Annotated in this window: 14 protein-coding genes; 9 read left to right on the top strand and 5 right to left on the bottom strand. The window is 63.1% G+C overall.

Features of this window, described 5'->3' with window-relative positions:
• Positions 1-40: 40 nt before the first annotated feature.
• The 5 genes from hscB to iscR form a co-directional block, all read right to left on the bottom strand.
• Positions 41-568: a Fe-S protein assembly co-chaperone HscB gene (gene hscB / locus U6115_RS19175; RefSeq protein ID WP_043580513.1), complete on the bottom strand. Its 528-nt coding sequence runs from the start codon at positions 566-568 to the stop codon at positions 41-43.
• Positions 569-663: 95 nt separating this feature from the next.
• Positions 664-987, bottom strand: coding sequence for an iron-sulfur cluster assembly protein IscA (iscA, locus tag U6115_RS19170; protein WP_043580516.1), 324 nt, complete (start codon positions 985-987; stop codon positions 664-666).
• A gap of 14 nt (positions 988-1001) precedes the next feature.
• Positions 1002-1385, bottom strand: coding sequence for a Fe-S cluster assembly scaffold IscU (gene iscU / locus U6115_RS19165; RefSeq protein WP_043580517.1), 384 nt, complete (start codon positions 1383-1385; stop codon positions 1002-1004).
• Between the two features lie 60 nt (positions 1386-1445).
• Positions 1446-2663 (bottom strand): IscS subfamily cysteine desulfurase, encoded by a 1218-nt coding sequence (locus U6115_RS19160; protein WP_043580519.1) that lies wholly within the window; start codon positions 2661-2663, stop codon positions 1446-1448.
• Positions 2664-2693: 30 nt separating this feature from the next.
• On the bottom strand, positions 2694-3176 hold the full coding sequence (gene iscR / locus U6115_RS19155; protein WP_043580521.1) for a Fe-S cluster assembly transcriptional regulator IscR: 483 nt from the start codon (positions 3174-3176) through the stop codon (positions 2694-2696).
• 253 nt (positions 3177-3429) lie between these two features.
• On the opposite strand from iscR, the gene U6115_RS19150 reads away from it, so the two are divergent.
• The 9 genes from U6115_RS19150 (at position 3430) to U6115_RS19110 (ending at position 12808) form a co-directional block, all read left to right on the top strand.
• Positions 3430-4551 (top strand): beta-ketoacyl-ACP synthase III, encoded by a 1122-nt coding sequence (locus U6115_RS19150; RefSeq protein WP_043580523.1) that lies wholly within the window; start codon positions 3430-3432, stop codon positions 4549-4551.
• A gap of 172 nt (positions 4552-4723) precedes the next feature.
• Complete coding sequence (locus tag U6115_RS19145) at positions 4724-6319, top strand: ABC transporter substrate-binding protein (protein WP_043580525.1); 1596 nt, start codon at positions 4724-4726, stop codon at positions 6317-6319.
• Positions 6320-6731: 412 nt separating this feature from the next.
• Complete coding sequence (locus U6115_RS19140) at positions 6732-7760, top strand: ABC transporter permease subunit (protein ID WP_043580527.1); 1029 nt, start codon at positions 6732-6734, stop codon at positions 7758-7760.
• A 13-nt stretch (positions 7761-7773) separates the two neighbouring features.
• A complete protein-coding gene (locus U6115_RS19135; RefSeq protein WP_043580528.1) occupies positions 7774-8688 on the top strand; it encodes an ABC transporter permease subunit in 915 nt (304 codons plus the stop codon).
• 11 nt (positions 8689-8699) lie between these two features.
• Positions 8700-9680 carry an ABC transporter ATP-binding protein gene (locus tag U6115_RS19130; RefSeq protein WP_043580530.1) on the top strand — a complete coding sequence of 327 codons (981 nt, stop codon included), beginning with the start codon at positions 8700-8702 and terminating at the stop codon, positions 9678-9680.
• Positions 9673-10644 carry a peptide ABC transporter ATP-binding protein gene (locus tag U6115_RS19125; RefSeq protein WP_043580532.1) on the top strand — a complete coding sequence of 324 codons (972 nt, stop codon included), beginning with the start codon at positions 9673-9675 and terminating at the stop codon, positions 10642-10644. Before U6115_RS19130 ends, U6115_RS19125 begins: the two co-directional genes overlap by 8 nt.
• Before the next feature lie 112 nt (positions 10645-10756).
• Positions 10757-11164, top strand: a complete 408-nt coding sequence (locus U6115_RS19120) for a VOC family protein (RefSeq protein WP_043580534.1) — start codon at positions 10757-10759, stop codon at positions 11162-11164.
• Between the two features lie 100 nt (positions 11165-11264).
• A complete protein-coding gene (coaD, locus tag U6115_RS19115) occupies positions 11265-11786 on the top strand; it encodes a pantetheine-phosphate adenylyltransferase (RefSeq protein ID WP_043580536.1) in 522 nt (173 codons plus the stop codon).
• A 77-nt stretch (positions 11787-11863) separates the two neighbouring features.
• On the top strand, positions 11864-12808 hold the full coding sequence (locus tag U6115_RS19110; RefSeq protein ID WP_043580538.1) for a class I SAM-dependent methyltransferase: 945 nt from the start codon (positions 11864-11866) through the stop codon (positions 12806-12808).
• Positions 12809-12864 lie beyond the last annotated feature (56 nt).

The raw sequence follows: 12864 nt of genomic DNA, 5'->3' as shown, positions 1-12864 counted from the left end.
GGTCTTTGTGTCGTTGCTCAGGGCGGCGTCGCGGCCGGTTTCAGTCCAGCAGGCTTTCGATGGCGTCGCCGATTTCCTGGTCCAGCTTTTCCATGAATCGCAATTTTCGCACCAGAACCGTGGCGCCGTCCAAGTCGGCGCGGCTGTCCAGCGCCTGTGCCAGCGCCGCCTGCAGCGCATTGGCTTCGGCGCGCAGCCGGCTGGACAGCGCTTCCAGCCGGGCGAGGTCGCGGCGGGCATCGTCTATGTCTTCGCGCCACTCCATCTGGGCCATCAGGAAGTCGCCCGGCATTGCGGTATTGCTCTCTTCCTGTGTGTCCACGCCGGACAGTTGCAGCAGGTAGCGGGCGCGCGACAGCGGCGATTTCAGCGTGCGGTAAGCCTCGTTGACGCGGGTGGACAGCATCAGCGCGCTGCGCTTCTCGGCATCGGGGCTGGCGGCGTAGCGGTCGGGATGCACCTGGGCCGCGGCGGCGCGCCAGGCGTTGTCGAGCAGGGCGCTGTCGATGGCGAAGCGGCGCGGCAGGCCGAACAGGCTGAAGAAGTCTTGGCTGAAATCGGTGTTCATCAGGCTTCCAGAAAGGCAGGGGGCTGGGCGGCCGGCAAAAGCGCAAGGCGGAGGATGACGCGTGCCGCGCCAACGCTCCGCCCGGCCGCGAGGGGTCAGACGTTGAAGCTCTCGCCGCAACCGCACTCGTTCTTGACGTTGGGGTTGTGGAACTTGAAGCCCTCGTTCAGGCCTTCCTTGGCGTAGTCCAGCTCGGTGCCGTCCAGGTAGGCCAGGCTCTTGGCGTCGGTGAAGATCGAGACGCCGTGGCTGTCGAAGCGCACGTCGTCGTCGCTGGCGACATCGACGAATTCAAGCTTGTAGGCCATGCCGGAGCAGCCGGAGGTTTTCACGCCCAGGCGCACGCCCAGGCCTTTGCCGCGCTTGGCGATAAAGGCGCTGATGTGGGCGGCGGCGCGTTCGGAGAGAGTAAGTGCCATGACCGTTCCCCGGTTTACTTGCCGTGTTTCTGTTTATAGTCTTCCACCGCGGCCTTGATCGCGTCTTCGGCCAGGATGGAGCAGTGGATCTTCACCGGCGGCAGCGCCAGTTCTTCGGCGATGGCGGTGTTCTTGATGGTCAGCGCCTCGTCCAGCGACTTGCCCTTCACCCACTCAGTCACCAGCGACGAGGAGGCGATGGCGGAGCCACAGCCGTAGGTCTTGAACTTGGCGTCTTCGATCACGCCGTCCGCGCCCACCTTGATCTGCAGCTTCATCACGTCGCCGCAGGCCGGCGCGCCGACCATGCCGGTGCCGATGCTGTCGTCGCCTTTGTCGAAGGAACCCACGTTGCGCGGGTTCTCGTAGTGGTCCATTACCTTTTCGCTATATGCCATGTCTTTTCTCCTGCGGGCCGCGGCGGTTGGAGTTGCCGCGGCCGATAATCCGTTATCGGCTCAGTGGGCCGCCCATTGAACGCTATTCAGGTCCACGCCGTCCTTGAACATCTCCCACAGCGGCGACAGCTCGCGCAGCTTGCCGATCTTGGACTTCAGCAGGGCGATGGTGAAGTCGATCTCTTCCTCGGTGGTGAAGCGGCCCAGCGTGAAGCGGATCGAGCTGTGCGCCATCTCGTCGTTGCGTCCCAGCGCGCGCAGCACGTAGGACGGCTCCAGCGAGGCGGAGGTGCAGGCCGAGCCGCTGGACACGGCCAGATCCTTGATGGCCATGATCAGGCTCTCGCCTTCGACGAAGTTGAAGCTGACGTTGAGGTTGTGCGGCACGCGCTGGTCGATGTCGCCGTTGATGTAGACCTCTTCCATGTCCTTGATGCCGTTCCACAGGCGGTCGCGCAGCATGCGGATGCGTTCGCATTCGCCGTCCATTTCCTCGCGGGCGATGCGGAAAGCTTCGCCCATGCCGACGATCTGGTGGCTGGCCAGGGTGCCGGAGCGGAAGCCGCGCTCGTGGCCGCCGCCGTGCATCTGCGCTTCCAGGCGCACGCGCGGCTTGCGGCGCACGTACAGCGCGCCGATGCCCTTGGGGCCGTAAGCCTTGTGCGCGGACAGACTCATCAGGTCCACTTTCAGCGTGTTCAGGTCGATCTTGACCTTGCCCGGCGCCTGGGTGGCGTCGACGTGGAGGATGATGCCTTTTCCGCGGCAGATTTCGCCGATTTGCGGAATATCCTGGATCACGCCGATTTCATTGTTCACATACATCACCGACACCAGGATGGTGTCCGGGCGGATGGCGGCCTTGAAGGCTTCCAGGTCGAGCAGGCCGTTTTCCTGCACGTCCATATAGGTGACTTCGAAGCCCTGGCGCTCCAGTTCGCGACAGGTGTCCAGCACCGCCTTGTGTTCGGTCTTGACGGTGATGAGGTGCTTGCCCTTGCTCTTGTAGAACTGGGCGGCGCCCTTGATCGCCAGGTTGTCGGACTCGGTCGCGCCGGAGGTCCAGACGATTTCCTTGGGATCGGCGCCAATCAGCTTGGCCACTTCCGCGCGCGCGTTTTCCACCGCTTCCTCCGCTTCCCAGCCGAAGCTGTGGCTGCGCGAGGCGGGGTTGCCGAACTTCCCGGTCAGGTAGGGAATCATTTTTTCGGCGACGCGCGGGTCCACCGGCGTGGTGGCAGAGTAATCCAGATAGATCGGCAGCTTGGGCTGGCTCATTTGCATAATCTCCACAAGATTTCGGGGCGCTTACAGGGCTCGGCTGGCAGCGGCAAGGTGAGGGGTGCTACAGCTATCGCGCTTGTCCTGCACCACGCTGGTCTCCTTGGCGTGCTGCTCGGCGACCAGGCTGGCCAGGCTCACCTTGGAGAGGTAGTCGAATATGGTGACGTTGAGGTTGGTCCACAAGTCATGGGTCATGCAGCGCTGGCTGCCGCGGCAGTTTTCGCGTCCGCCGCACTGGGTGGCATCCACCGGTTCGTCCACGGCGACGATGATGTCGGCCACCGTGATTTCGTGCGTCTCCTTGGCCAGCGTGTAGCCACCGCCGGGACCGCGCACGCTGTCGACCAGCTCGGCGCGACGCAGCTTGCCGAACAGCTGCTCCAGATAGGACAGCGAGATGCTTTGGCGTTCGCTGATGCCGGCCAGCGTGACCGGGCCGCCTTCCTCGCGCATGGCGAGGTCCAGCATGGCTGTGACGGCAAAACGTCCTTTGGTGGTGAGGCGCATGATGTTTTTCGTTCCGGTGGGTGGTGGTACTGTACGGATTATACCCAATATCCGACTAAATTAGTCAAGTATTTGTCAGGCGCAACCGCCACCGCATGCCGCAAAGTCGAGCATTTTACTAGGTTTAACTTGTTGCGGGCTATGGATTTCTTACTTTTTGCGGGGGCTTGTGTAAAATCGCGGCAATATTCGGCCGCATAGGCTGGCCGCCATGTTTGCTCCCGCGCCCGCGGGTGAAAAAGGACAAATCAACATGCATAAGGTTGTTATCAGCGGGACTGGCCTGTTCACCCCGCCCCATGCCGTCGGCAATGCCGAGCTGGTGGAGGCGTTCAACGCCTACGTCCGCGACTTCAATGCCGCCAACCGGGCGGCCATCGACGCGGGAGAGGTGGCGGAACTGGCCGAATCCAGCGCCGAATTCATCGAAAAGGCCTCCGGCATCAAGCAGCGCTTCCTGATGGACAAGGGCGGCGTGCTGGATCCGGCGCGGATGGCGCCGCATCTGCCGGAGCGCGGCAATGACGAAGTGTCGCTGCAGGCCGAGATGGCTGTGGCCGCCGCGCGCCAGGCGCTGGAAGCCGCCGGCCGCGCCGCCGCCGACATCGACATGGTGATCGTCGCCTGCTCCAATATGCAGCGCCCGTATCCGGCGATGGCGATCGAGGTGCAGCAGGCGCTGGGCATCGCCGGCTTCGCCTTCGACATGAACGTCGCCTGCTCGTCCGCCACCTTCGGCATCCAGACCGCGGTCGGCGCCATCGCCACCGGCCAGGCGCGCGCGGTGCTGATGGTGAACCCGGAGATCTGCTCGGCCCACCTGAACTTCCGCGACCGCGACAGCCACTTCATCTTCGGCGACGCCTGCACCGCGGTGGTGCTGGAGCGCGCCGACGCGGCCACTTCGGCGCAGCGTTTCGAAGTGCTGGGCTGCAAGCTGGCCACGGTGTTCTCCAACAATATCCGCAATAACTTCGGCTTCCTGAACCGCTGCGACGAGGCCGGCGTCGGCCAGCCGGACAAGCTGTTCATTCAGCAGGGACGCAAGGTATTCAAAGAGGTGTGTCCGATGGTGGGCGAGCACATCGTCGCGCATCTGGGCAGCCTGGACATCGCGCCGGAGGGCGTGCGCCGTTTCTGGCTGCACCAGGCCAACCTGGCGATGAACCAGCTGATCGCCAAGCGAGTGCTGGGCCGCGAGGCCGACAATGTGGAGGCGCCGGTGATTCTGGATCGTTATGCCAACACCAGTTCGGCCGGCTCCATCATCGCCTTCCATCTCCATTCGCATGATCTTGCGGCTGGGGATGTCGGCGTCATTTCTTCTTTCGGCGCGGGCTATTCCGTCGGGTCGGTGGTGCTGAAGAAGCGATAGTCCGCCGCCTTGGCTGCCGCGATCGCGGCTGCCGTCCGCATAAAAAAGCCAGAGGGCGCTTGTCAAAAGCGCCCTCTGTGCATAATGTATCCCCCACCAGCCAAGTCTCAAGGCTCAGGTTGACTATCAGAAAAAGACTTTAACGGTCTGTACAAAGGAAAAGGGAAACATTATGCAAGCTTTCAAGAAGCTGCTGGTTGCTGGCGTGGTCGCGGGCTCTTCATTGGCGGCGCATGCCGCGGGTACTCTGGTGTTCTGCTCGGAAGGCAGCCCGGCGGGTTTCGACCCCGGCCAGTACACGACCGGCACCGACTTCGACGCCTCGGCCGAAACCGTATTCAACCGGCTGGTGCAATTCCAGCGCGGCGGCACCAAGGTAGTGCCGGGCCTGGCCGAAAAATGGGATGTTTCCGCTGACGGACTGTCCTACACCTTCCATCTGCGCAAGGGCGTGAAGTTCCAGACCACCGACTACTTCAAGCCGACCCGCGATTTCAACGCCGACGACGTGCTGTTCACTTTCAACCGCATGATCGACAAGAACCATCCGTTCCGCAAAGCCTACCCGACCGAGTTCCCGTACTTCTCCGACATGAGCATGGACGTGAACATCGTCAAGATCGAGAAGCTGGATCCGTATACCGTCAAGTTCGGCCTGAAAAAGGTGGATGCCGCCTTCGTGCAGAACATGGCGATGAGCTTCGCCTCCATCCAGTCGGCCGAGTATGCCGACAAGCTGCTGAAGGACGGCAAGCCGCAGCTGATCAACCAGCAGCCGGTCGGCACCGGCCCGTTCATCTTCAAGCGCTACCAGAAGGACGCGCAGATCCGTTTCGTCGCCAACAAGCAGTACTGGGACAAAGTGGATGGCCCCAAGGTTGACAACCTGGTGTTCGCCATCACCACCGACGCCTCGGTGCGCTACCAGAAGCTGAAGGCCGGCGAGTGCCAGATCACCACCTTCCCGCGCCCGACCGACATCCCGGCGATGAAGGCGGATCCGAAAATGCACGTGATCTCGCAAGCAGGCTTCAATCTGGGCTATCTGGCTTACAACGTCCGGCATAAGCCGATGGACAAGCTGGAAGTGCGCCAGGCGCTGGACATGTCCATCAACAAGAAGGCCATCCTGCAAGCGGTGTACCAGGGCGCCGGCCAAGCCGCGACCAACCCGATGCCGCCGACCCAGTGGTCGTACAACAAGAGCCTGAAGGACGCGCCGTACGATGTGGCCAAGGCCAAGGCGCTGCTGGCCAAGGCCGGCTACCCCAATGGTTTCGAGATCACCTTGTGGGCGATGCCGGTGCAGCGCCCGTACAATCCCAACGCCAAGCTGATGGCCGAGATGATCCAGTCCGATTGGGCCAAGATCGGCGTCAAGGCCAAGATCACTTCCTATGAATGGGGCGAATACATCAAGCGCTCCAAGGCGGGCGAGCATGACGCGATGCTGATCGGCTGGACCGGCGACAACGGCGATCCGGACAATTGGCTGAGCACCCAGCTGGGCTGCGAGGCGCTGAACGGCAACAACTTCACCAAGTGGTGCTACAAGCCGTTCGAAGACCTGATCCAGAAGGGCAAGACCACCGCCAACGTCGCCGAACGCACCAAGCTGTACATGAAGGCGCAGGAGATCGTGAAGCAGCAACTGCCTTACACCACCATCGCGCACTCCACCGTCAACCAGCCGATGCTGAAGTCGGTGCAGGGCTTCAAGGTCAGTCCGTTCGGCATGAACTCCTTCTACGGCGTCAGCATCAAGTAAGGCTGGCCTGAAAAAGGCGTTATTTCAGAACGAGGCGGCGGGGAGCGCGCTCCCCCCGCCTGGCGACAAGTGTAGGCGTTGACAGCCGTCCGGCAGAGAGGGCGCCGGCGCCGACATGGCAGTATCTGCACAGGAATGGAGTGGAACGCGGGAGGGGCGGCTTGCAGCCGGCTTGACCTGCGTCAAGCCGCGGGAAGAGGGACGCTGATATCGTTTTCCTCGCCGCGGCAGTGGCTGCAGCTAAGGCTGGTGGGTGGTTTAGTTGCCTGTCCGCTGCCCGGCACCCTTTTTTCTCCCTTCGCCGAGAGGCGATCCGTTTTCCTTTCCTGTGTCGATTCCTTGCACGCGATGTCTGGGTTAGATGGCGCGCGCGGCGTTCGAGGCCGCGCCTGCGTCCAGGAGAGGTTTATCCATGTTTGCATTCATTCTGCGGAGGCTGGGCTTGCTGGTGCCCACCTTCTTCGGCATCACGCTGCTCACGTTCGGCCTGATCCGCATGATTCCCGGCGACCCGGTGGAAGTGATGGTGGGCGAGCGCACGCTCGATCCCAAACTGCACGCCGAGGCGCTGCATCGTCTGGGGCTGGACAAGCCTTTGTACGCGCAATATTTCGACTATGTCACCAACCTTCTGCACGGCAATCTGGGTGAATCGCTGGTGACCAAGGTGGGCGTCTGGACCGAGTTCAAGACCCTGTTCCCGGCCACGCTGGAGCTGGCGCTGTCGGCGCTGTTGTTCGCCGTCGTCTGGGGCTTGCTGGCCGGCGTGCTGGCCGCGATCAAGCGCGGCTCGCTATTCGATCACGGCGTGATGGGCATTTCGCTGACCGGTTTCTCGATGCCCATCTTCTGGTGGGGCCTGATCCTGATCATGTTCTTCTCGGTCAAGCTGGGCTGGACGCCGGTGTCGGGCCGCATGGACCTGATGTTCGACATCCATCCGCGCACCGGCTTCATGCTGATCGACAGCTATCTGGCCGAGATGGCCGATCCGGAAGGCAACGCCGGCGCGTTCAAGAGCGCGCTGAGCCACCTGATCCTGCCGTCCATCGTGCTGGGCACCATTCCGCTGGCGGTGATCGCGCGGATGACCCGCTCGTCGATGCTGGAAGTGCTGCGCGAGGACTACGTCCGCACCGCGCGCGCCAAGGGCCTGTCGCCCGCCCGCGTCATCTTCATCCATACGCTGCGCAACGCGCTGATCCCAGTGCTGACCGTGATCGGCCTGCAAGTGGGCACGCTGATGGGCGGCGCGGTGCTGACCGAGACCATCTTCTCCTGGCCCGGCATCGGCAAATGGCTGATCGACGCCATCGCCCGCCGCGACTACCCGGTGGTGCAGAACGGCATTTTGATGGTGGCCACGCTGGTGATCGTCACCAACTTCATCGTCGACATCCTGTACGGCATCGCCAACCCGCGCATCCGTCACGCCAAGTAAGCAGGGACGCATTATGAGCCAAACCAAGCAAAACGCGGCCCCGGCCGACCTGGCGCTGTCTTATCCGTCTCCGCTGAAGGAGTTCTGGCAGGGCTTTTCCCACAACAAGGGCGCGGTCGCCGGCCTGATCTTCGTGCTGTTCATCGTCGCCTGTGCGCTGCTGGCGCCTGTCATCGCGCCATACAGCCCGATCGAGCAGTACCGCGACCACATGCTGACCCCGCCGGCCTGGGAGGCCGGCGGCAGCGTGCAGTTCCTGTTCGGCACCGACGAGTTGGGCCGCGACATCCTGTCACGCTTGATCCACGGCGCCAGACTGTCGCTGTTCATCGGCCTGATGTCGGTGCTGATGGCGCTGATCCCCGGCGTGGTGCTGGGGCTGTTGGCCGCCTTTTTCCCGAAGGCGCTGGGCGCTTCCATCATGCGCTTGATGGACATCATGATGGCGTTGCCGTCCCTGCTGCTGGCGGTGGCCATCATGGCCATCCTCGGCCCCGGCCTGACCAACGCGATGATCGCCATCGCCACCGTGTCGTTGCCGGCTTACGTGCGGCTGACCCGCGCCTCGGCGATGACCGAGCTGAACCGCGACTACGTGGTGGCTTCGCGGGTGGCGGGCGCCGGCCTGTTCCGGCTGATGTTCGTCACCGTGCTGCCCAACTGCATGGCCCCGCTGATCGTGCACGCCACCATGAGCTTTTCCTCGGCCATTCTCGAAATCGCCGCGCTGGGCTTCCTGGGCCTGGGCGTGCAGCCGCCGACCGCCGAGTGGGGCACCATGCTGGCCTCGGCCCGCGATTACATCGAGAGCGCCTGGTGGGTGGTGACGCTGCCAGGCCTGACCATTCTGCTGTCGGTGCTGGCGATCAACCTGATGGGCGACGGCCTGCGCGACGCGCTGGATCCGAAGCTGAAGCGCGCCGCCTGAGGATAAGAAACATGAGTCTGTTGCGAATCAAGAATCTGTCGGTGGAGTTCGGCGCCGAGAAAAATCCCTTCCGCGCGGTGGAGGGGCTGGACCTGACTGTGGCGCAAGGGGAAATCGTCGGCATCGTCGGCGAGTCCGGCTCCGGCAAATCGGTCACCATGATGGCGATGATGGGCCTGTTGGAAGGCCAGGGCCGCATCGTCGCCGACGAGCTGAGCTTCGACGGCAAAGACTTGCTGACCATCTCCGCGCGCGGCCGCCGCAAGATCGTCGGCAAGGATATCTCGATGATCTTCCAGGATCCGATGACGGCGCTGAATCCCAGCTATACCGTCGGCTACCAGATCATGGAAGTGCTGAAAGTGCACCAGGGCCTGCGCGGCGCCGCCTTGAAGGCGCGCGCGCTGGAACTGATGCAGCAGGTGGAGATTCCGGCCGCGGCTTCGCGGCTGGACGCCTATCCGCACCAGCTGTCCGGCGGCATGAGCCAGCGCGTGGCCATCGCGATGGCCATCGCCTGCAACCCCAAGCTCCTGATCGCCGACGAGCCGACCACCGCGCTCGACGTCACTATCCAGGCCCAGATCATGGAGCTGCTGGTGAGTCTGCAGAAGAGCCAGAACATGGCGCTGATCCTGATCACCCACGATCTGGCCGTGGTGGCCGAAGTCGCGCAGCGCTTGGTGGTGATGTACGCCGGCCAGTCGGCGGAGGTGGGCGGCGTGCCCGGCATTTTCCGCCAGCCGGCCCATCCGTATACCGAGGCGCTGTTGTCGTCGATTCCGGAGCACAGCAAGGGCGCGCGCCGGCTGGCGACGTTGCCCGGCATCGTGCCCGGACAATACGACCGTCCGAGCGGCTGCCTGTTGTCGCCGCGTTGTCCGTATGTGCAGGAGAACTGCCGCAGCCAGCGGCCGGGACTCACGCCGCAGCCGAATGGCGCGGTGCGTTGCCACTACCCGTTGCTGGCCAAGGAGAAGCAGCATGACTAGCGTTTTGCAAGCGCGGGACCTGACCCGTTACTACGATGTGGCGCAGGGCTGGCTCAAGCCCAAGGCGCAGGTGAAGGCGCTGGGCGGCGTATCGTTCGAATTGTCGGCCGGCCGCACGCTGGCGGTGGTCGGCGAGTCAGGCTGTGGCAAGAGCACGCTGGCGCGCCAATTGACGCTGATCGAGCAGCCGACTTCCGGTTCGCTGATCCTCGACGGCCAGGATGCGGCCAAGGCCGGCGGCGCCGAGCTGAAGGCGATGCGGCGCAAGGTGCAGATGGTGTTCCAGAACCCGTACGGTTCCCTGAACCCGCGGCAGAAAATCGGCGACCAGCTGTCCGAGCCGCTGCTGATCAATACCGAGCTGTCGGCGAAGGAGCGGGAAGAGAAGGTCAGGGGCATGATGGCCCGCGTCGGCCTGCGTCCGGAGCACTACTTCCGCTATCCGCACATGTTCTCCGGCGGCCAGCGCCAGCGCATCGCCATCGCCCGCGCCATGATGCTGAACCCGAAGATCGTGGTGGCGGATGAGCCGACTTCGGCGCTGGATGTATCCATCCAGGCGCAGGTGTTGAACCTGTTCATGGACCTGCAGGAAGAGTTCAACACCGCCTATGTGTTCATTTCGCACAACCTGGCGGTGGTGGAGCACGTGGCCGACGACCTGATGGTGATGTATCTGGGCCGCGCGGTGGAGGTGGGCGCCAAGGACCGCGTCTACGACCGGCCGCTGCACCCGTACACCCAGGCGCTGCTGTCGGCGACGCCGTCCATCCATCCGGAGGACCGCCGCGTCAAGATCAAGATCGAGGGCGAGCTGCCCAGCCCGCTCAATCCGCCGTCCGGCTGCGCCTTCCACAAGCGCTGCCCGCATGCCAACGAGCGCTGCAAGAGCGAGGTGCCGCAGCTGCGCGAGCTGGATGCGCGGATGGTGGCCTGCCACCGCGCCGAGGAGATCAACGGCTAGGCCTTGGCCCTGCCGACAAGCAAGCCCGCGCGGCCAAGGCGCGGGCTTTTTTCATTTCATTGTCGTAAGCGCGGGCGTACACTGGCTTTCCCACCACTGACGGAGGCTTGCCATGCATGTGTATCCGTATCTCAATTTCAACGGACGCGCCGAAGAGGCGCTGCAGTTCTACCGCGAGGCCCTGAACGGCGACATCGCGATGCTGATGCGTTATTCGGACGCGCCGAAGGACACGCCGCCGATGGGCGATATCGACCCGAACTGGGTGATGCACGCCCGGCTGGCGTTCGGCGCCAATGTGCTGATGATTTCCGACACCGACCGGCCGGCGCCGCCCAGCCAGCAGATTGTGCTGTCGATCAACCTGGACGGCGACACCGCGGCGGCGGAGAAGGCTTTCGCGGCGCTCAGCGCCGGGGGGCAGGTGACGGTGCCGCTGGGCAAGACTTTCTGGAATGCGCTTTTTGGCTGTTTTAGTGATAAATTCGGCGTCAACTGGATGATCAACTGCCAGTTGTGACAGAATTTTGACAATGTGGGCGGTGCGGCGCCGTTTTGCCGCATCGCACAAATATTCCTTTACCCTCCCGCCTTCGCAAGATACATTCGCCATGGAACTCATGCCAAAATCCAAAGGAAAACGTCAATTGAAGAGAGCCGTGTATGCCGGAAGCTTCGATCCGGTGACCAACGGCCACCTGTGGATGATTCGCGAAGCCGTGGAACTGTTCGACGAACTCATCGTGGCGGTCGGGGTGAACCCGGACAAGCATTGCACCTTCGATGTCGAACAGCGGGTGGAGCTGCTGCGCGAAGTCACCGCCGGCTTCAGCAAGCTGCGGGTGGACGTGTTTGAAAACCAGTTTCTGGTCAACTACGCGCAAAGCGTGGGAGCCAATTACATCGTGCGCGGCATCCGCACCGCCAGCGACTATGAATATGAACGCACGATGCGCTACATCAACTCCGACCTGCACCCGGACATCACCACGCTGTTCCTGCTGCCGCCGCGCGAATACGCCGAGGTGTCGTCCACCATGGTCAAGGGCCTGGTGGGGCCGCGCGGCTGGGAAGGGATGATCCGCCAATATCTGCCGGAGCCGGTCTATCGCAAGATGCTGGCGATGTATTCGCAGCAATAGCGCTTATAATGCAGTTTTGAATCACCAGCCGCGCCAGACTCGTCTGGCGCGTTTGTTTTGCCGTCTCGAGGATAGCCATGCAGGATGTCAGCGCCTTCGCCAACCGTCTGGCCAAGAATTACAAGCATTACGCCAAATGGGCGCGCCGCCAGGGGCTGGACGCCTGGCGCGCCTACGACAAGGACGTGCCGCAGTTCCCGTTCGCGGTCGACATCTACGGCGGCAAGGTTCACCTGCAGGAGTACGACACCGGCTGGGACATGGCCGACGACGATTACCGCGCCTGGATAGACGCGGTGGTGGCGGCCATCGAGCAGGTGACCGGCATTGCCGCCGCCGCCGTCACGCTGAAGAACCGCCGCCGCCAGAAGGGCGTCAGCCAATACGAAAAGGTGGGCCGCGAGGGTGACGATTTCATCGTTGAGGAATTCGGCCAGCGCTTCATCGTCAATCTGGACCGCTATCTGGACACCGGTCTGTTTCTCGACCACCGCAACACCCGCAAACGGGTGCGCGAAGAGGCGGCCGGCAAGCGCTTCCTCAATCTGTTCGCCTATACCGGCAGCTTCACCGTCTACGCCGGCGCCGGCGGCGCGGCGTCGTCCGAGACGGTGGACATGTCCAATACCTATCAGGACTGGTCGCGCCGCAATTTCGAGCTGAACGGCCTGGACTCGTCCCGGCACAAGCTGGTGCGCGCCGATGTGTTCCAGTATCTGGAAGAGGCGGTGGACGCCGGCAAGCAGTTCGATCTGATCGTGATGGACCCGCCCACCTTTTCCAACTCCAAGAAGATGCGCGACATCCTGGACGTGCAGCGCGACCACGTCTGGCTGATCGACTACGCGATGGCGCTGCTGGCGCCGGGCGGCAAGCTGTACTTCTCCAACAACCTGCGCAGCTTCGCGCTGGACGAGCGTCTGCGCGGCGATTATCAGATCCGCGACATCAGCGAGCAGTCGGTGCCGGAAGATTTCCGCAACCGCAAGATCCACCAGTGCTGGCAGATCAGCCGCGGCTGACGAACGCATGCCGCTGATTGTAAAAAGTTTTTACGCGAACTTTTTCTCCGCTTCCG

This window comes from Chromobacterium subtsugae, from assembly GCF_035919665.1.
GTDB lineage: Bacteria > Pseudomonadota > Gammaproteobacteria > Burkholderiales > Chromobacteriaceae > Chromobacterium > Chromobacterium subtsugae.
Note: the sequence above shows the minus strand (reverse complement) of the source record. Positions and strands in the feature narration are given on the sequence as shown.